The organism is uncultured Stenotrophomonas sp. (genome assembly GCF_963519925.1).
GTDB classification, from domain to species: domain Bacteria; phylum Pseudomonadota; class Gammaproteobacteria; order Xanthomonadales; family Xanthomonadaceae; genus Stenotrophomonas; species Stenotrophomonas maltophilia_AE.
In genome coordinates, this window is sequence record NZ_CAUQPH010000003.1 from 38,903 (window position 1) to 57,551 (window position 18,649).

The 18,649-nt window shown below is 67.4% G+C and carries 12 protein-coding genes; 6 read left to right on the forward strand and 6 right to left on the reverse strand.

Features of this window, described 5'->3' with window-relative positions; genetic code table 11:
* Positions 1-79: 79 nt before the first annotated feature.
* Both RWO33_RS01440 and RWO33_RS01445 read right to left on the reverse strand, forming a co-directional pair.
* On the reverse strand, positions 80-1,090 hold the full coding sequence (locus RWO33_RS01440; RefSeq protein WP_145480517.1) for a class 1 fructose-bisphosphatase: 1,011 nt from the start codon (positions 1,088-1,090) through the stop codon (positions 80-82).
* Between the two features lie 301 nt (positions 1,091-1,391).
* Positions 1,392-2,594: an amino acid aminotransferase gene (locus RWO33_RS01445; RefSeq protein ID WP_145480519.1), complete on the reverse strand. Its 1,203-nt coding sequence runs from the start codon at positions 2,592-2,594 to the stop codon at positions 1,392-1,394.
* A gap of 170 nt (positions 2,595-2,764) precedes the next feature.
* Here RWO33_RS01445 and RWO33_RS01450 point away from each other — a divergent pair, with 170 nt between their 5' ends.
* Positions 2,765-4,864, forward strand: a complete 2,100-nt coding sequence (locus RWO33_RS01450; protein WP_314101369.1) for a TonB-dependent receptor — start codon at positions 2,765-2,767, stop codon at positions 4,862-4,864.
* Between the two features lie 28 nt (positions 4,865-4,892).
* Here the strand turns inward: RWO33_RS01450 and RWO33_RS01455 are convergent, their stop codons facing one another.
* Positions 4,893-5,219 (reverse strand): hypothetical protein, encoded by a 327-nt coding sequence (locus RWO33_RS01455; protein ID WP_314101308.1) that lies wholly within the window; start codon positions 5,217-5,219, stop codon positions 4,893-4,895.
* Positions 5,220-5,401: 182 nt separating this feature from the next.
* On the opposite strand from RWO33_RS01455, the gene RWO33_RS01460 reads away from it, so the two are divergent.
* The 3 genes from RWO33_RS01460 (at position 5,402) to ligD (ending at position 9,492) form a co-directional block, all read left to right on the forward strand.
* The gene (locus tag RWO33_RS01460; protein ID WP_314101311.1) at positions 5,402-5,800 is read left to right on the forward strand and encodes a hypothetical protein; all 399 of its coding nucleotides are present in this window, start codon (positions 5,402-5,404) and stop codon (positions 5,798-5,800) included.
* 98 nt (positions 5,801-5,898) lie between these two features.
* Positions 5,899-6,870, forward strand: coding sequence for a Ku protein (locus tag RWO33_RS01465; RefSeq protein WP_314101314.1), 972 nt, complete (start codon positions 5,899-5,901; stop codon positions 6,868-6,870).
* A gap of 6 nt (positions 6,871-6,876) precedes the next feature.
* Positions 6,877-9,492: a DNA ligase D gene (gene ligD, locus RWO33_RS01470; RefSeq protein ID WP_314101317.1), complete on the forward strand. Its 2,616-nt coding sequence runs from the start codon at positions 6,877-6,879 to the stop codon at positions 9,490-9,492.
* Between the two features lie 76 nt (positions 9,493-9,568).
* Here ligD and RWO33_RS01475 read toward each other — a convergent pair whose 3' ends face one another.
* From RWO33_RS01475 to RWO33_RS01485, 3 genes are read right to left on the reverse strand one after another with little or no spacing between them, the layout of a single operon-like run.
* Positions 9,569-9,958, reverse strand: coding sequence for a hypothetical protein (locus RWO33_RS01475; RefSeq protein WP_314101319.1), 390 nt, complete (start codon positions 9,956-9,958; stop codon positions 9,569-9,571).
* Between the two features lie 6 nt (positions 9,959-9,964).
* Entirely contained in the window at positions 9,965-10,603 is a 639-nt protein-coding gene (gene eda, locus RWO33_RS01480) for a bifunctional 4-hydroxy-2-oxoglutarate aldolase/2-dehydro-3-deoxy-phosphogluconate aldolase (protein ID WP_314101320.1), read from the reverse strand.
* The gene (locus RWO33_RS01485; protein ID WP_314101370.1) at positions 10,590-11,612 is read right to left on the reverse strand and encodes a sugar kinase; all 1,023 of its coding nucleotides are present in this window, start codon (positions 11,610-11,612) and stop codon (positions 10,590-10,592) included. Before RWO33_RS01485 ends, eda begins: the two co-directional genes overlap by 14 nt.
* A 266-nt stretch (positions 11,613-11,878) precedes the next feature.
* Between RWO33_RS01485 and RWO33_RS01490 the strand changes: the two genes are divergently transcribed.
* Positions 11,879-14,638, forward strand: coding sequence for a TonB-dependent receptor (locus RWO33_RS01490; protein ID WP_314101322.1), 2,760 nt, complete (start codon positions 11,879-11,881; stop codon positions 14,636-14,638).
* Between the two features lie 184 nt (positions 14,639-14,822).
* Positions 14,823-18,629, forward strand: coding sequence for a LamG-like jellyroll fold domain-containing protein (locus RWO33_RS01495; RefSeq protein WP_314101324.1), 3,807 nt, complete (start codon positions 14,823-14,825; stop codon positions 18,627-18,629).
* Positions 18,630-18,649: the final 20 nt, after the last annotated feature.

The window sequence follows — 18,649 nt, forward strand, 5'->3', positions numbered from 1 at the left end:
ATTTCAGCCCGATGGTGACCTGTGTTGGTGCGGGTGTCACCCCGTTGCCATTAATGGGAACGGGGTCACATCCGGTGGATCAACGTGCGTCGTGCTCGCGGTGGTAACGGGTGGCTTCGGCCACTTCGTTGCGTGAGCCGAGGAACACCGGCACACGCTGGTGCAGGTGGTCGGGCTGGATGTCGAGGATGCGCTCGCGGCCGGTGGTGGCGGCGCCGCCCGCCTGTTCCACCAGCAGGCCCATGGGGTTGGCTTCGTACATCAGGCGCAGCTTGCCCGCCTTGCCGGGGTCTTTCTTGTCCCACGGGTAGATGAAGATGCCGCCGCGGGTCAGGATGCGGTGCACGTCGGCGACCATGCTGGCGATCCAGCGCATGTTGAAGTTCTTGCCGCGCGCGCCTTCCTTGCCGGCCAGCAGGTCCTGCACGTAGCCCTGCATGGGGGCTTCCCAGTGGCGCTGGTTGGACATGTTGATGGCGAATTCCTGGGTGTCTTCGGGAATCTGCATGCCGCGCTGGGTGAGCACGAACTCGCCGGTTTCGCGGTCCAGGGTGAAGGCGTGGGTGCCGTGGCCGGTGGTGAGCACCATCTGCGTGCTGGGGCCATAGATGCAGTAACCGGCCGCGATCTGCGCGGTGCCGGGCTGCAGGAAGCTGGCGTCGGTGGGCGCTTCGGTGCCGGCGGGGCTGCGCAGCACCGAGAAGATGGTGCCGACCGACACGTTCACGTCGATGTTGGAGCTGCCGTCCAGGGGATCGAACAGCAGCAGGAAGTCGCCACGCGGGTAGGTGTCCGGCACCGGCTGGCAGTGGTCCATTTCCTCGGAGGCGCAGGCGGCCAGGTGGCCACCCCAGGCGTTGGCTTCGAGCAGGATCTCGTTGCTGATCACGTCGAGCTTCTTCTGGGCTTCGCCCTGTACGTTGCCGGTGCCGGCGTCGCCGAGCACGCCACCCAGTGCGCCCTTGCTGACCGCGATGGAAATGTTGGTGCAGGCGCGGCCCACCACTGCAATGAGCTGGCGCAGGTCGGCGTTGATGCGGCCGGCGTGCTGCTCTTCGATGAGGTACCGGGTAAGCGACGTACGGGACATGGAATGGCTGCCAAAGACATTTCGGGGCCGTATTGTGGCCCGTCCGGCAAGGCATTACGAGGCAGCCGGGTCACGTAAGCGGTTACAGCGTGCGAACGGCGCGGCGCGTTGCGCCGTCACACGACCAACGGTCGTGTGCCACCAGGGTTTCAACGGGTGCGGATGGTTTTGGCCGACATGCACGGTGCGCGTCGGTGCACCCGTCCGGAACGACCCGGTAGGTATCGACCGTTGGTCGATACGCCGACCAAAAAAAACGGCCGCAGCAAGCGGCCGTTCTTCATGTCACCGCAGCAGCAGCTCAGCCCCTGGCGACGGTCGCCACGGCCTTGGCCACGTATTCCAGGTTGCCCTGGTTCAGTGCGGCTACGCAGATGCGGCCAGTACCCACCGCGTAGATGCCGTACTCGTCGCGCAGGCGGTCCACCTGCGGGCGGCTCAGGCCGGAATACGAGAACATACCCGCCTGGTCGTTGATGAAGGCGAACTCCGGCGCACCGGCGGCCACCAGCTTGTCCACCAGGCCATGGCGCAGGGCGTGGATGCGCTCTCGCATCTCGGTCAGTTCCTGCTCCCAAAGCTGGCGCAGCTCGGGGCTGTTCAGCACGCCGGCCACCAGCGCAGCGCCGTGGGTGGACGGGCTGGAGTAGATGGTGCGGATGATGCGCTTGACCTGCGACTGCACGGCCTTGGCCGCGTTTGCATCCGGGGCCACCACCGACAGCGCGCCGACGCGTTCGCCATACAGCGAGAACGACTTGGAGTACGAGTTGGCGACCACGAAGCTGTCGATGCCGGCTTCGGCAATGATGCGCACGGCCGCGCCATCTTCCTCGATGCCCTTGTCGAAGCCCTGGTAGGCCATGTCGATGAACGGGAACAGCTGGCGTTCCTTCAACAGGGCGGCCACCTGCTTCCACTGCGCGACGGTGAGGTCGGCGCCGGTGGGGTTGTGGCAGCACGCGTGCAGCAGCACCACGGTGCCCGGCTGCAGCGTGTTGAGGTCGGCCACCATGGCATCGAAATCAACGCCGTGGGTGGTCGGGTCGAAGTAGCTGTATTCCACGACCTCGAAGCCGGCCGCGCCGAACACCGCGCGGTGGTTTTCCCAGCTGGGGTTGCTGATGGCGATGGTGGAATGCGGAAGCAGCTTGTGCAGCAGGTCCGCGCCCACGCGCAGGGCGCCGCTGCCGCCAATGGTCTGCGAGGTGGCCACGCGGCCGGCGGCCAGCAGCGGCGAGTCCTTGCCGAAGACCAGTTCGCGGGTGGCCTGGGTGTAGGCCGGCAGGCCGTCGATGGGCAGGTAACCGCGCGGTTTGGCTTCGTTGGCGAGCTGCTGCTCGATCTGCTTCACGGCACGAAGCAGCGGAATACGGCCGCTTTCGTCGTAGTAGATGCCTACGCCCAGGTTGACCTTGGTGGGGCGGCTGTCGGCGTTGTACGCTTCGGTCAGACCCAGGATCGGGTCACCCGGGACCAGTTCCACATTTGCAAAGAAGGACACGGCGGTACTCTTTCGATGACGGAGGGGGGGATCGCATCGTAACAAAGCCGCAGCGGGGGCGCGGCGCCGGCCGTCACCTGGAACACCGTACCCTGTCGTGCGGTACCTGTTTTACGGAGAGCCCCCCTCTGAACATCTTTCGTTTGACCCCGTTGGCCCGATGCTGTGCGCTGCTTTCGGCCTCGGCCCTGCCGAACCTGGCACAGGCCCAGACCGTACCGCCTGCTCCGGCCCCGATTGAACGCCTGCCTGCGGTTCAGGTGCAGGCCGCCCGGGGCCAGCAGGTGGCCGATGTGGACCTGCCCGCCTCACTGAGCACGGTGTGGCTGGACGATGACGTCAATGGCAACCTGGCCCAGCTGTCCGAGGCACTCTCGGGCGTGCCCGGGGTGGTCGCCCGCGACCGCCAGAACCTGGCGCAGGACACCCAGCTTTCCATCCGTGGCTTCGGCGCCCGCTCCACCTTCGGGGTGCGCGGCGTGCGGGTACTCGTCGATGGCGTGCCGGCCACCATGCCTGACGGGCAGGGCCAGCTGTCCCATGCCAGCCTGCTGTCCGCCGAGCGGGTAGAGGTGCTGCGCGGGCCGTTCTCGGCGCTGTACGGCAATTCCTCCGGCGGCGTGGTCCAGGTCTGGAGCGCCGATGGCCAACAGGGCGATCCCTGGCGGCTGCGCGCGGCCGGTGGCAGCGACGGCACGCTCAGCACCGGGGCCCAGCTGCGCGGGCAGGAAGGGCCGATCCGCTACAACGTGGCAGCCAATCATTTCCGCACCGACGGCTGGCGCGACCACAGCGCGGCCCGGCGCGAATCGGTCAATGCCCGCCTGGGCATGGATGCCGGCGGCGGCACGCTCGACCTGGTGTTGAACTACTTCGATTCGCCGGACGCGCAGGACCCGCTGGGCCTTACCCGCGAACAGGTCCGGCAGGATCCGCGCCAGGCTACGGCGGTCGCCACCCAGTACAACACCCGCAAATCGGTGCGCCAGGCGCAGGCCGGGCTGGTATTCACCCGCACCCGCGACGCGCAGACCTGGCGTGCGATGGGCTATGCCGGCCAGCGCAGCGTAGAGCAGTACCTGGCCATTCCGCCCGGGCCGCAGGCCAACCCGCTGCATGCCGGCGGGGTGATCGACCTGGACGGCGGCTACGGCGGGCTGGACCTGCGCTGGGCCTGGAACGGCGACTGGGCAGGACGGCCGCTGGAACTGGTGATCGGTGCCAATGCCGACCAACAGCAGCAGGACCGGCGCGGTTACGAGAACTTCGTCGGCAGCAGCCTGGGCGTGCGCGGCGCGCTGCGGCGCGACCAGAGCGACCGGGTGCGCAACGTGGACCAGTTCGCGCAGGCGTTCTGGCAGTGGGCGCCGCGCTGGTCGCTGCTGCTGGGCGTGCGCCACAGCGAGGTGCGCTTCCGCTCCAACGACCACTACGTCACCGCGCGCAACCCGGACGACAGCGGCGCGCGCGATTACTCGGCCACCACCCCGGTGGCGGGCGTGGTGTTCCACGCCAGCGATGCGTGGCGGATCCATGCCTCGGCCGGGCGCGGGTTTGAAACCCCCACCTTCAACGAGCTGGGCTACCGCGCCGACGGCGCCGCCGGGCTGGCGCTGGACCTGTCGGCGGCGCGCAGCCAGAACCTGGAGCTGGGCACCAAGTGGCGCAACGCCGGCGGCGCGGCATTCGACGCGGCGGTGTTCCGGGCCAGCACCGACGACGAGCTGGCGGTGGCCAGCAATACCAACGGCCGCAGCACCTACCGCAACATCGGCAGGACCCGTCGCCAGGGGGTGGAGGCCAGCCTGCAGGTGCCGATCAGCGCGCAGCTGGAAGCCAGCCTGGCCTACACCTACGTCGAGGCCACCGTGCGTGAGCCCTACCTGGTCTGCGCCGGCAGCGGCTGCGCTACGCCGAACACGGTGGTGGCGGCCGGCGCAAGGCTGCCGGGCGTGCCGGCGCAGCAGTGGTTCGGCCGGCTGCAGTACCGGCCGGGTGCGTGGCAATGGGCCGGTGAGGTCGTGGCCTCCAGCGACACGGTGGTGAACGACCTGGCCACCGACAAGGCGCCGGGGTATGCCCTGCTGAACCTGGAAGCGGCGCGCAGGTGGACCACCGATCAGGGCGCGCTGCGGCTGTTTGCGCGCGTCGACAATGTGCTGGACCAGCGCTATGTCGGCTCGGTGATCGTCAACGACGGTAACCAGCGGTTCTTCGAGCCGGGGCCGGACCGGCGCTACAGCGTCGGGGTCCAGTGGGCGTGGCAATGAGGGAGCGCGGTCCTTCGACCGCGCCTGTTCATTTGGGAATCTTGGCCGGCACGAACGGCGAGGTGGGGTCGCTGGCGGGGAAGGTCTCTTCCAGCGCCTCGTCCTGGTTGTCGCTTTCGTGCGCCTTGCGCGCGGCCCGGTGGTGCGGGTGTTCGTCACAGGCGGCGTCCGGCCGGCCGGAGGGGTCCTTGCGGTCGCGAGAGGCGTGAACGTCGTCTTCGCCGGTACGCAGGTGTTCGGGGGTATGCGATGGCGACATGCCGGCGCCGCGGTCTTCGGCCTCCTGCAGGTCATGTTTGGCGCGCTGTTCGCCGGGAACCGGGGAAGTGGCTTCGCGCAGGGGATCGCGTGGCATGGTGGTGGCTCCACAGAACTGAAGGTTGAAACACGGCCCGATGCCGTGCAAAAAAAGCATACGCACCAGAGGGGGAAGGCCGACGTGAAGCCTTGCGACGACCACCACAACGCATCTGTCACGGCTGGATAACGGCGCCGGGGCTATTCCTGCCAGCCCCCACCCCGTGCCGGAGACGTGTCATGCCCCGCCTGGATCGCCGTGCCGCACCCGTGCTGTTCAATGCCTACCTGCAGCCGGAACGGAGCGCGCGGCGCGACCGCCGTCGCCGCGCCGAAGAGCCTGAAGCGGTTGCGCAGGACTACCTGCAGTACATGCGCAGCGACTATGAACGCCGCCGCAGTCAGGGAAGGCGGACCTGGAAGGACCTGTACCCGGCGTACACCTTCGCGCTGACCACGCACTACGCCGACTGGCCGCGGGGCGCCGACGACGACACCGATGGCGAACTGGCCGAGCATTGGGAGCAGATGCGCGGGCAGTCGCGGCTGTGCTGGCCGCAGGCACGCGCCATCGTCGAAGACGCCTGGATGGCCCTGGACCAGATGCCTGCAGCGGCGGTGCATGGCCCGCTGCAGTAAGGTCCTGGACGTGTAGCCGCCCTGCACGGGCCGGACACGGGCGTTTCACGCGCTGCGCGGTACAGCTGGCGCCTCTCTTCTTCAGGAGTGGCGCCGCCATGGCCCGACCGATCTGGACCGGAACCCTGTCATTCGGGCTGTTGAACGTACCGGTGTCGCTGATGTCCGGCGAACGCAAGGTGGACCTTTCGTTCCGCATGCTCGACTCGCGCGACCGCAAACCGATCCGCTTCGAGCGGGTCAACGCCGATACCGGCGAAGAAGTGCCCTGGAAGGACATCGTCAAGGCCTACGAGTACGACAAGGGCAGCTATGTCGTGCTGGACGAGAGCGATATCAAATCCGCCGCGCCGGAGAGCCATGAAACGGTAGAGGTGGAAACCTTCGTCGATGCCAGCCAGATCGACCCGCGCTACTTCGAGAAGCCCTACCTGCTGGTGCCGGGCAAGAAAGCCGAGAAAGGCTACGTGCTGCTGCGCGAGACGCTGCGCAGCACCGGCAAGGTGGGCATCGCCCGCGTGGTGGTGCGCACCCGCGAATATCTGTGCGCAGTGATGCCACACGAACATGCGCTGGTGCTGCTCATCCTGCGTTACCCGCAGGAGCTGGTGGACCCGGAAGAGCACAAGCTGCCCACCGGCTCGCTTTCCGACTACCGGATCAGCAGCAAGGAAACCGAGATGGCCGAGCAGCTGATCGAATCGATGTCGGGTGAATGGAAGCCGGATGAGTACCACGACGAGTTCCGCGAGCGCCTGCAGGCGGTGTTGACCAGGCGCATCAAGGAAAAGGGCGGTACCACCACGGTTGAAGACGAGCCCGCGCCGCGCGAGGATGCCGCCACCAACGTGGTGGACTTCATGTCGCTGCTGCAGAAGAGCCTGGATGCGAAGAAGCGCACGCCTGCGAAGAAGAGCGCGGCGGTGTCGAAGGTGGTGAAGAAGGCGGCGCCCGCCAAGAAGGCGGCGAAGGCGACCAAGGCCGCGGGCAAATCCACGAAATCGACTTCCAAGCCTGCCAAGGCGACCAAGAAGGCCGCCAAGGCAGCGCCTACGCGCAAGGCCGGGTAAGCGGCCATGTCGTTGCAGGAATACCGGCGCAAGCGCCGCTTCGGCGAAACCCCCGAACCCGATGATGAGCGCCGGGGCGCGGCCGCGCGGCGACCGATCTTCGTGGTGCAGCTGCACCATGCCAGTTCGCGCCACTACGATTTCCGACTCGAAGCCGATGGCGTGCTGAAGAGCTGGGCGGTGCCGAAGGGGCCATCGTTGCGGGTCGGCGAAAAGCGGCTGGCGGTGGAGGTGGAGGATCACCCGCTGTCCTACGCCAGCTTCGAAGGCGATATTCCCCACGGCCACTACGGCGCTGGCCACGTGGACGTGTACGACCACGGCACCTGGGCCTGCGATGGCGACCCCCTGGAGGCCATTGCGGCCGGCAAGGTCGACTTCGTGCTGCACGGCAGCCGCCTCAAGGGCGGCTGGAAGCTGGTGCGCACCAACATGAAAGGCAAGCAGCACCAGTGGCTGCTGATCAAGCGCGACGATGAAGACGCGCGTGACGCCGATGCGGACGCGTTGCTGGAGGAGGTCGTGCCCATGAAGCGCACTGCGACGAAAGCCAGGACCGTAAAAACGACGCGGTCGACGAAGACCACCACGTCGAAAACAACGACGTCTTCCAGGACACGCCCTGCCGCGTCGGCTGCGCCGCCCCGACCCGCCGCGCGCCGCAACGCCGACGCGCGCTGGAACAAGCGCGCGCTGACGCTGGAGCACGCGAAAGACACGCCCTACCCGCACGACTTCAAGCCCCAGCTCACCGACCACCGTGCCAACGCGCCGGACGGCGAAGCATGGCTGCACGAGATCAAATGGGACGGCTACCGGCTCATCGCCGACGTGAGCGATGGCGTGGTGGCGCTGCGCTCGCGCAACGGCCTGAACTGGACCGACGACTTCCCCGAGGTCGTGCAGGCGATCGAAGCCCTGCCGGTCAGCGACCTGCGCCTGGACGGCGAACTGGTGGTGCTCGATGCGCAGGGCCGCAGCGACTTCACCGGCCTGCAGAAGGTCATCGACGGCACCGCCAGACAACCGCTGCGCTACGTGGTGTTCGACATGCCCGGCGTGGCCGGGGCGGACATCAGCCGCGCGCCGCTGCTGGAGCGCAAGAAGCTGATGAAAGACCTGCTGGGCGACACCCCGGGCACGCTGGCCTACAGCGACCATGTGCTCGACCACGGCCCGGCGGTGTTCGAGGCCAGCGGCAAGGCAGGCTTCGAAGGCATCATCAGCAAGCGGGTGGACGCGCCGTACGTCAATGCACGCGCCCCCAGCTGGGTGAAGGTGAAGCACGAGAACACCGATGAATTCCTGGTAGTCGGTTACACCGAACCGAAAGGCGCACGCAGCGGTTTCGGCTCGCTGCTGATGGCCACGCCGGACCAGGGCGGGCTGCGTTATGTGGGCCGTGTAGGTACGGGGTTCGATGATGCAAAGCTGGCGTCCATGCACCGCCAGCTCAAGGCGCTCGCCACCGATACCGCCGCGGTCGAGCTGCCGTCGCACGTGCCGTTCAAAGCCAGCAGCGTGCATTGGGTCGAACCGACGCTGGTGGCCGAAGTCGCGTTCCGTGGCTGGGCGAAGGAAGGCCTGCTGCGCCAGGCCAGCTTCAAGCGCCTGCGGGAGGACAAGACCGCCAGGGATCTTGGCGTGGCGGGCAAGGCGGCGCGCGCCACGTCTACTGGCAACAAAGCGAAGGCGGACGACGCACCCGGGAAGCCGCGGGGCGGTACGAAAGCGGCGACTGCGAAGAGCGCCAGCGCAGCCGACGATGGGGTCACCATCAGCCACCCCGAGCGCGTGGTGTTCGCCACGGCCAAGCTGACCAAGGGCGACGTGGCCGAGTATTACCGGCAGATGGCGCGCTGGATCCTGCCCGAAGTGGCGCGGCGGCCGCTGTCGCTGCTGCGCTGCCCCGATGGCGTGGACAAGCCCTGCTTCTTCCAGAAGCACCACGGCACCGGGCTCGGCGACGCGGTGGAGGCCATTCCGCTGCAGCAGAAGAGCGGCCGCGAGGATTACCTGTACATCGAAGACGTGGCCGGCCTGCTGCAGCTCGTGCAGATGAACACCTTGGAGCTGCATCCGTGGGGCGCCACGGTGGACGACCCCGAACACCCCGACCGGCTGGTCTTCGACCTGGACCCGGGCGACGGCGTGACCTGGACGGCGATCAAGGCGGCGGCGCGGGATGTGCGCGACCGCCTGCAGGAGATTGGACTGGAAAGCTTCGTGCGCCTGTCCGGCGGCAAGGGCGTGCACGTGGTGGTGCCCTTGAAGCCGAAGGCGGATTGGGCGCAGGCGAAGGATTTCTGCGAGTCGTTCGCGCAGGCCCTGGCCGAACACGCGCCGGATCGCTACGTGGCCACGATGAGCAAGGCCAAGCGCAACGGCGTGATCTTCATCGATTGGCTGCGCAACGCGCGAGGCGCCACCAGCGTCTGTTCGTGGTCGCTGCGGGCAAGGCCCTCGGCCGGCGTCGCCGTGCCGCTACGCTGGGAGGAACTGGGCCGCATCACCGCCGCAGACGCCTTCCCGCTGCACAAAGCACTGCAGCGCGCCCAGAAGCTGAAGCAGGACCCCTGGGAAGGCATCGATCAGGTAAACCAGGTGCTGCCAACGCTGTAACGGGCGCAGCCAATGCGCCGTTCAACCGTGATGCGTGTATCGACTCACCGTAGAGCCGGGCTCTGCCCGGCTGCTCTCATCCCAACCGCACCCGATACCGCGCACCCAACCAGATTCCCACCGCCTGCACCGGCACCGACACCAGCAACGTCACCACGAACCAGTACGGGTAATCACTGCCCAGGTCCCAGGCGGCATACACCGACGCCGCAGCGATCAGCGCCCACACCACGCCACCGTGCACGTATGGCCACACCGGCGCATAGCGCGCTGCAAACGCGGTAGCGGCGACGCCGCCAACAATGGTCCAGCCCAGGTCCCAGGCCAACCGGCCTTCGCCCTCGCCCAATCCGACCCACGGTGCGATCCATCCGCCGGCGCCACTCACCATGCCCAGCACGAACAGCGCCACCACGATGCAGAGCACCGAGAGCGCAACCGTTTTTGCAGTGGTGAGCGCAGACATGGGTCGTCAGCCCACCAGCGCCGCCGACGCCTTCGCCAGCTGCTCGATGCCGGCCCAGTCCCGCGCCTGCAGCAGCGCGCGCGTGGTCAGCCACGAGCCGCCCACGCACAGCACATTGGGCAGGTGCAGGAAATCGCGCGCGGTCTGTGCGCTGATCCCGCCGGTCGGGCAGAACCGCACGTCGCCGAACGGGCCGTTCCAGGCCTGCAGCATGCCGATGCCACCGGCCTGCACGGCCGGGAAGAACTTGAAGGTATCCAGCCCGTGTTCCAGGCCCTGCATCAACTCGGAAGAAGTGGCCACGCCGGGCAGGAACGGCAGGTCGCTGTCGCGCGCGGCGGCGTACAGCCGTTCGGTCGCACCCGGCGCCACCGCGAACCGGCCGCCGATCGCCTTCACCTTCTCCATCTGCGCGGCGCTGAGCACGGTGCCCGCGCCCACCACCGCGTCCGGCACCGCTTCCACCATCGCCTGGATGGCGTCCATCGCCACCGCGGTGCGCAGGGTCACCTCGATCACCGGCAGCCCGCCGTTGAACAGCGCCTGGGCGACATGCACCGCCTCGTCCACGCTTTCAGGGGTGTACACCGGAATGACCGGGGCCAGTTTCAGGACTGCGCGTACGCGCGGATCAGCGCCGGACATCGAATCGCTCCTCGCCCGTCAGGGCCAGTACGTCAGCTTCACTGACGAGGTTGAAATCACCGGGGATCGAATGCTTCAGGCTGGCAGCGGCCAGGCCGAAGCGCACGATCGCATCCGGTTCGAAGCCCTGCATCATGCCATGCAGGATGCCGGAGGCGAATGCATCGCCACCGCCAATGCGGTCCACGATGCCGATCATTTCACGGGTCGGCGCCACGGCGCGGGTGCCATCGCGGCCCAGCAGCATGGCCCCCAGCGCGTGGTGGTCCACGCTGTGCGCGGTGCGCTGCGTGCAGGCCATCCACTGCAGGCGCGGGAAAGCGGCGAATGCCTGCACCGCGGCGGCGTCCACGCGCTCGGCCAGCACGGCTTGTTCGAACTGCCCGCCCAGCACCACGCCGATGTCGCGGTAGTCGGCGAACGCCACCGTGGCGCAGGCGAACAGCTCACGCAGGATGCCCGGCGCGTCGCCTTCCCAACGTGCCCACAGCGACGGCCGGAAGTTGCCGTCGAACGACACCTTCACCCCGCGCGCGCAGGCCGCCTGCGCGGCCACCAGGGTGGCCTCGGCCATGGACGGGTTCAGCGCAGGGCTCACCCCGGACAGGTGTAGCCATTCCACGCCGTCCAGCAGCACGTCCCAGTCGTAGTCACTGGCGGTGCCCAGTGAGAAGGCGGAGTCCACCCGGTCATAGACCACTTCGCTGGCGCGCTGTACCGCGCCGGTGGTGAGGAAATACAGGCCCATGCGGCCCGGCCGGGTCTGCACGTGGGTGGTGTCCACTCCGTGCCGGCGCAGTTCGCCGGCGACGTACTGGCCCAGCGGATTGGCCGGCAGCGTGCTGACCATGTGCACGGTATGCCCGAAGTGCGCCAGCGACACCCCCACGTTGGCCTCCGCGCCGCCGGCATGCACCGCCACCTGCGGCGTCTGCAGCAACAGCTCACGGCCCGGCGCGCTCATGCGCAACAACAACTCCCCGAAACAGACAACACGACTCATGGCGATGGATCCTTCGTGAGGGTCATGACCCGGGGACAGGCCCCGAGTCGTAATGGCTAGCGGTGTCATTCTAGCGGCGCGGGCCCGTCCGTCCACCCGCCCGCTCTGTCGAAGCCTATGTCCCGCAAGCGTCTACGGGACATGGAAAGTCTGTTGCGGTGCAAGATGCTCGATCCCCAACGGACTGTTAACGTCCGCCCTGACCAGCGGTGTCATTGCACTGACATGTCGCCGGATAGCTGTTTCATGTAGCACCTTGGGAGAGGGAAAACATGCAATATCGAAACATCCAGAAAAAGACACCGGTTACCTTGCTCGCCCTGTCGATCGGCCTGGCGCTGAGCGGAACCACCCTGGCGCAGGATCCGGCCCCGGCTTCGGCCACCGACCTGGACACCGTCACCGTCACCGGCTACCGCGCCAGCGTCGAGAAGGCGCTGGACATCAAGCGCGGCGAAGCCGGCGTGGTCGACGCCATCGTCGCCGAAGACATCGGCAAGTTCCCCGACCTGAACCTGGCCGAGTCGCTGCAGCGCGTGCCCGGCGTGGTCATCACCCGTGAAGCCGGCGAAGGCCGCAACATCTCGGTGCGTGGCCTGGGTCCGGACTTCACCCGCGTGCGCATCAACGGCATGGAAGCGCTGACCACGGTCGGCGCCGGCGACCAGAGCGGCGGCACCAACCGCGGCCGCGGCTTCGACTTCAACGTGTTCGCCTCGGACCTGTTCTCGCAGCTGCTGGTGCGCAAGACCGCCTCGGCCGACGTGGAAGAAGGCTCGCTGGGCGCCACCGTCGACCTGCGCACCGCGCGCCCGTTCGACTACGACGGCTTCACCTTCGCCGCCAGCGGCCAGGCCAGCTACAACGCGATGGCCGAAAAAGCCGACCCGCGCGTGGCCGCGCTGATCTCCAACACCTGGGCCGATGGCACCTTCGGCGCGCTGCTGTCGGTGGCCTATTCCGAGCGCCAGGCGCTGGAAGAAGGGTCCAACACCGGTCGCTGGGCCAACGGCCCGAGCAACGGTAACTTCAGTGCGGCGTCGCCGTTCGCCGCCGCGCGGTCGGCCAGCGTCTACCACCCGCGCTTCCCGCGTTACGTGCAGATGGAACACGAGCAGAAGCGCCTGGGCGTGACCGGCACGCTGCAGTGGAAGCCGACCGACGCCACCGAAATCTCGCTGGACACGTTGTACTCGAAGATCGACGCCAAGCGCGACGAACACTACATCGAAGCGATTTCCTTCAGCCGCGGCACCAGCACCACGCCGCGCCTGGTCGGCAAGCCGGCGATGATCGTCAAGGATGGCGTGATCGAGAACAACGCGCTGGTCTACGGTGAGTTCGACAACGTCGACATCCGCACCGAAAACCGCCACGACGAGTGGAGCACCGAGTTCAAGCAGATCGCGCTGAACGGCCAGCACCGCTTCGGCGACGACTTCACCTTGTCCGGCAAGGTGGGCATCTCGCGCTCCAAGCACGAGAATCCCATCCAGACCACCATCATCATGGACAAGTACGATGTCGATGGTTACAGCTACGACTACCGTGGCAACAGCCGGTTCCCGAAGCTGAACTACGGCATCGACCCGACCAACCCGGCGGGCTGGGAACTGGCTGAGATCCGCCTGCGTCCGCAGTACGTGGACAACGACTTCGACACCGGCCAGGTCGACTTCAACTGGAATGTCAGCCCGGGCTTCCGCCTGAAGGGCGGCATCCTCGCCAAGAACTACACCTTCGACACCGTGGAACTGCGGCGCGCCAGCGAACTGGCCGTGCCGAACTTCCCGAACGGCACCAAGATCGTGCCGGTGGACATGACCCAGCAGGCCGGCCTGAAGGGCATCACCGGTACCCCGGACCAGTGGGTGGTGCCGGACCTGAACGCCATCGCCAACCAGTTCGACATCTACAGCAACAGCGGCATCTTCGCCGTCGCCCCGCGGGCCAACAACTCGCGCAGCGTGGAAGAAGAAGACCGCGGCGGCTACCTGATGGGCGAGTTCTCGACCGAGCTGGGCAGCATTCCGTTCTCCGGCAACTTCGGCGTGCGCTACGTGAAGACCAAGCAGAGCTCCACCGGTCTTTCCACCCTGGCCACCGGCACCGTGGCGACCACGGTCGATCGGGAGTACGACGACACCCTGCCCTCGTTCAACCTGGTGGCCGAGATCACCCCGGACTTCCTGATCCGCCTCGGTGCGGCCAAGGTGATGAGCCGACCGGGCCTGGGCAGCCTGACCCCGGGCGCCACCGTGGCCGTGGCCGGCGGTGCGCGCACCATCTCCAGCGGCAACCCGTTCCTGGATCCGATCCGCGCGAAGAACGTGGACCTGGGCTTCGAGTGGTACTTCGCCGAAGGCGCGATGGCCGGTGTCGGCCTGTTCTACAAGGACATCGAAAGCTTCGTGCAGACCACCCGCGAAGTGGCGCCGTACAGCGCCAGCGGCCTGCCCGATTCGCTGCTGATCGGCACCGGCGCCTCGCCTTCGGATGACTTCACCTACACCAAGCCGGTCAACACCCCCGGTGGCGAGCTGCACGGCGTGGAAGTGAACTACACCCAGCCGTTCACCTTCCTGCCCGGCAACTGGTCCAACCTGGGCATGCAGTTGAACTACACCTGGGTGGAATCGCAGATCCAGTACATCAACTCCAGCGGCCAGCCGGTGATGAAGGCGGACCTGACCGGTCTGTCCAAGTCGTCCTGGAACGCAACGCTGTTCTATGAAGGCAAGGTGTGGTCCGGCCGTGTGTCGGCGACCAACCGCGACGATTACCTGACCCAGGTGCCCGGCACCGAAGCAGGCTTCAACGTGGACGGCACCCACGGCATGACCGGCACCACCTTCATCGACGCCTCGATCCGCTACACGATCAGCGACCAGCTGGAGCTGAGCCTGGAAGGCATGAACCTGACCAACGAAGCCAGCGACGAGTGGGTGTACTCGCCGGCAACCGGTCGCCTGCCGCTGCAGTACACCGAAACCGGCCGCCAGTACCAGTTGGGCGTTCGCTACAAGTTCTGATCGCGCAACACCGGCGGCGGCGTGGGCAACCACGCCGCTGTTGCGGCGCAAGATGCCGCACTGCGTTCCCTTTGCTAGTTTCTGACGGCCCTGCGCTGACGCCGCGGCCGTGGCGTTGCGCCATGTTCCGCTGACGAGGATGGCGTGTCGAGCTGCACGTTCTCGTTGTGGAAAGGAAAGTCACATGCTGCTTCGCGTTGATGTTCGGCCCACGGCGATCGCCCTCGCCCTGCTCCTGGCCACCGTTGGTGGCGCCTCGGCGCAGGATGCACCGCAGCTGCTGTTCCACGTGTCGGCCGACAAGGGCTTCGAGGCAGACACCGCTCAAGGCGACGCGGTTCCGAACTTCCAGGACAAGGTCAAACGCGTGGCCGATGGCGCGCGCGGCTCGGCCATCCAGTGGGAAGACGATGGCGTGCTCTCCTGGAACGCGCCGGGCAACATCCTGGCCCAGCGCGGCACCCTCGGCTTCTACTGGCGTTCGCGCTACGCGGTCGGCGAAGCGCCGTTCGTGATCTTCCGGGTCGGCTATGCCGACCACAGCAGCTGGGACATGGCCTGGCTGCGCATCGACTGGAACGGGCACGGCTTCGATGCCTTCGTGACCGACGCCAACCTCGCCCGCACCCGCGTCTCGTTCAAGCTGGACCAGAATCCTTCACCCCGGCAATGGCAGCACATCGCCTTCGGCTGGGATGAGAATCACGGGGTGCGCCTGTACGTGGACGGCAGGGAGGTCGCGCGACAGGAGACCACCGCCGATTACGATGCGGCGCTGGACCAGCTCGGCCTGGCCGGACGGGTGATGGCGCCCTACCAGGTGCAGAGCCGCTACAACTTCCTGCGCGGCAGCGACGTCGACGAAATCCGCGTGTACGACCGCCTGCTGGATCCGGCCGGGATGGCCGCGCTGGCGGCGAACAAGGCGCCCACCACCGCGGTCGCCGACAGCAACGCGATGCGTTCCTGGAACCACCGCTTCGGCTGGGACAGCGCAGCGCCGCCTGCGTTGTCCGCACCCGTCACCCGCATCCGCAAGATCGAGTTCGCCGACACCAAAGACCACAAGCAGTGGATGTGGAAGGCGACCGATGGCATCGCCGAGACCACCTGGCCAGGCGTGTACAACCGCTCGCGCCTGCCGGGCCGGAATGACTATTTCCAGCTGCCGGACTGGAACACCTACGTGGAAGGTGGGCAGCAGCTCGACCTGAGCGTGCCGGACGGCGAGACCGTCAACCGCATTGAAGTGCGGGGTGCCGCATACGGTTCGCTCAGCCACGGCACCGGTGGCGCTGCCGCCACGCCGCTGCTGCAGCGCCCGCAGGGCGTGGTGCGCAGCGTGGACGACATTCCCGCGCAGACCGGCGGCGTACTGCATTTCCGCAATACCGCACAGGAAACACCGATCCAGGAAATCTGGGCCTACCAGGTCAGCGACGGGGCCGAGCCGGAAGGCACGGTCAAGCAACGTTACCTGGTCGACAGCCAGGCCCTGCCCGACTACCTCAACATCACCGCACTGCGCGCGTACATCGACGGCCGCTACCCCGCCGCCGAACGCAGCACCGTGATGGCACTGCCCAAGGGCGCCGGTTCGCGCCGGCGCGGCGTGGACACGCTGCCGGCCCAGCCGCTGCCGATCGTGCACGTGCTGATCCCCTCCGGCGTGGGCGACGCCCCGGCCGCGCAGCCGCTGATCCGCAGCTGGGCGCACAGCTGGGAAAACATGCATGACGGCCTGGATGGCGTGGCCATCGACCTGCCGGCACTGGACCTGCCAGCAGCCAAGGACGGGCTCATCCCGCTCAACATCCGCATCAAGGATCCGATCTGGCCGGCGCGCGACATGATCGATGTCTCGGTGTCGGTCAAGCCGAACCAGAAACGCACGCTGTGGCTGGACCTGCGCGACCGCATCCTCACCGCCGACAGCCTGTGGATCAGCATCGCGTCCGGCGCGCCTGGCTTCAATGCCGCGTCGCTGGACGGGGCGGAGATCCGCATGGTCTACAAAGACCGCACCGAAGCGAAACAGGAGCACCTGGCCGACCGCTTCAACCAGGTACGCGACAACTGGGGGTTCCTGGTGGAAGAGCACACCACCTCCAAGCGCCAGCGGCTGTACGCGCGTGTGTATGCGGACCTGAGCGACCTGCTGCGGGTCGACCCGGACCATGAACTCGGCCGGCTGTACTGGAACTACATCAGCTACAACAGCCAGGGCAAACCGCCGTTCACCCAGCCTGCGGCCCCGAAGGGCGTACCGCTGTGGGCGTTCCGGCAGACCGAAGACCTGAAGTACGTGCGCCGCTTCGTGGACTGGTGGATCGACAACCGCCAGATCGCGTACGGCGACTTCGGCGGCGGGATCTCCGACGACACCGACCTCACCCAGCAGTGGCCGGGCCTGGCGCTGATGGGCGTCGAGCCGGACCGCCTCAACCGATCGCTCACCGCCCTGTCCGACGCGGTGTACCGCAACGGCATGTTCTCCAACGGGCTCAGCACCATCGAGACCGATGAGCTGCATGCCTACGAGGAAGGCATCAACGCCAACAGCGCCATGCTGTACCTCAACTGGGGCGATCCGCTCACCGTCGAGCGCCTGATGGAAACGGTGAAGGCGTTCGACGAGCGCATCATCCTGCCCAACCCGCAGGGTCACCTGCTGTTCTCCAGCAACTGGTTCGGCGGCAACAAGGTCTACCGCGAGCCGAACTGGCAGTGGCAGAAGCCGTACTCGTTCCCGGCGCTGCACCCGGCCTTCCTGATGGGCCAGTACAACGCCGACCCGACCGGTCGCAAACTGGTCACCGGCCTGGCCGACAGTTACCTGGCCCACGCCTACACCGACGACAAGGGCCGCTGGGCGCTGCCCAACGAGATCAACTGGGTCACCGGCAAGGTGCGCGGCGGCGAGCTCAACAACGGTTCGGGCGGCGGCGATGTAATGCACACCTTCTGGGCCGCGTGGCGCTGGAGTGGCGACGACAAGTACCTGAAGGCGCTGGATTACCGCGTGGAGCGCGGCGGTCCGGGCGCGCTGGCCAACCTCGGCGAGAACTACGTGGAGGTGCTGGGCAAGGGCGCGGCCTGGAATCCGAAACTGGTGGCCGATGCCGATGCAGGCAACACCGGCTTCTCCAGCCTGATGGCGTGGCAGGCCACCGGCGACAAGAAGTACCTGGAAGCGCTGCACGCCGACGGCATCCAGGCCAAGGCACAGCGCGAGTACATGAACACAGAAGGCCACTGGTGGTCCGACCGCGTCGAAGCGCCCAGCGAGTTCCTGCAGCGTGCGCGCCTGGGCGGCATCGCGCTCAAGCGCAACCAGAGCTGGCCAGGGCACACGGTGAGCTGGCGTTTCGCCCAGCCCGACGCCGCCGAACAGGTGGCGCTGCTGGTGCATGCGCCGTCCACCGAGCGCTTCAAGGTGATCGCCTACAACACCGGTACCCGAGCGGTGGACGCGGAAATGAGCACCTGGAACGTCACCGCCGGCACCTGGCGCATGACCAGCGGCATCGACCGCGACGGCGATGACCGCATCGACGGCAAGGGCGACACGCGCGAGGTCGCGCTGGAGCGCAGTGCGTCGATCCCGCTGCGGTTTGCACCCGGTGTCGCGCAGGTGCTCGAGTTCGAGCTGGTTACCGCCGGCACGCCGGTGGAGCAGCGCCCCGACCTGGGCATCGGGCGCGGCGATATCCGCATGGACGGCCGCCAGGTGCAGGTGACCGTGCACAGCCTGGGCCACGTGGGAACGCCGGTGGGCACGGCGGTACTGGAAGATGCCAACGGCCGCGCGCTGGCCAGGATCGAGATTCCGGCGATGGCAGCCCCCACCGACCTGGTGCCGAAGACCACCCCGGTCGGGCTGCCCCTGCCCGCCGGCAACCGCAGCGGCCTGCGCGTTCGCGTGGCACTGGCCGATGGCAGCGCCGAAGTCACCCAGCGCAACAACAGCATCGCGCTACCCCAACCGTAGAGCCGGGCTCTGCCCGGCTG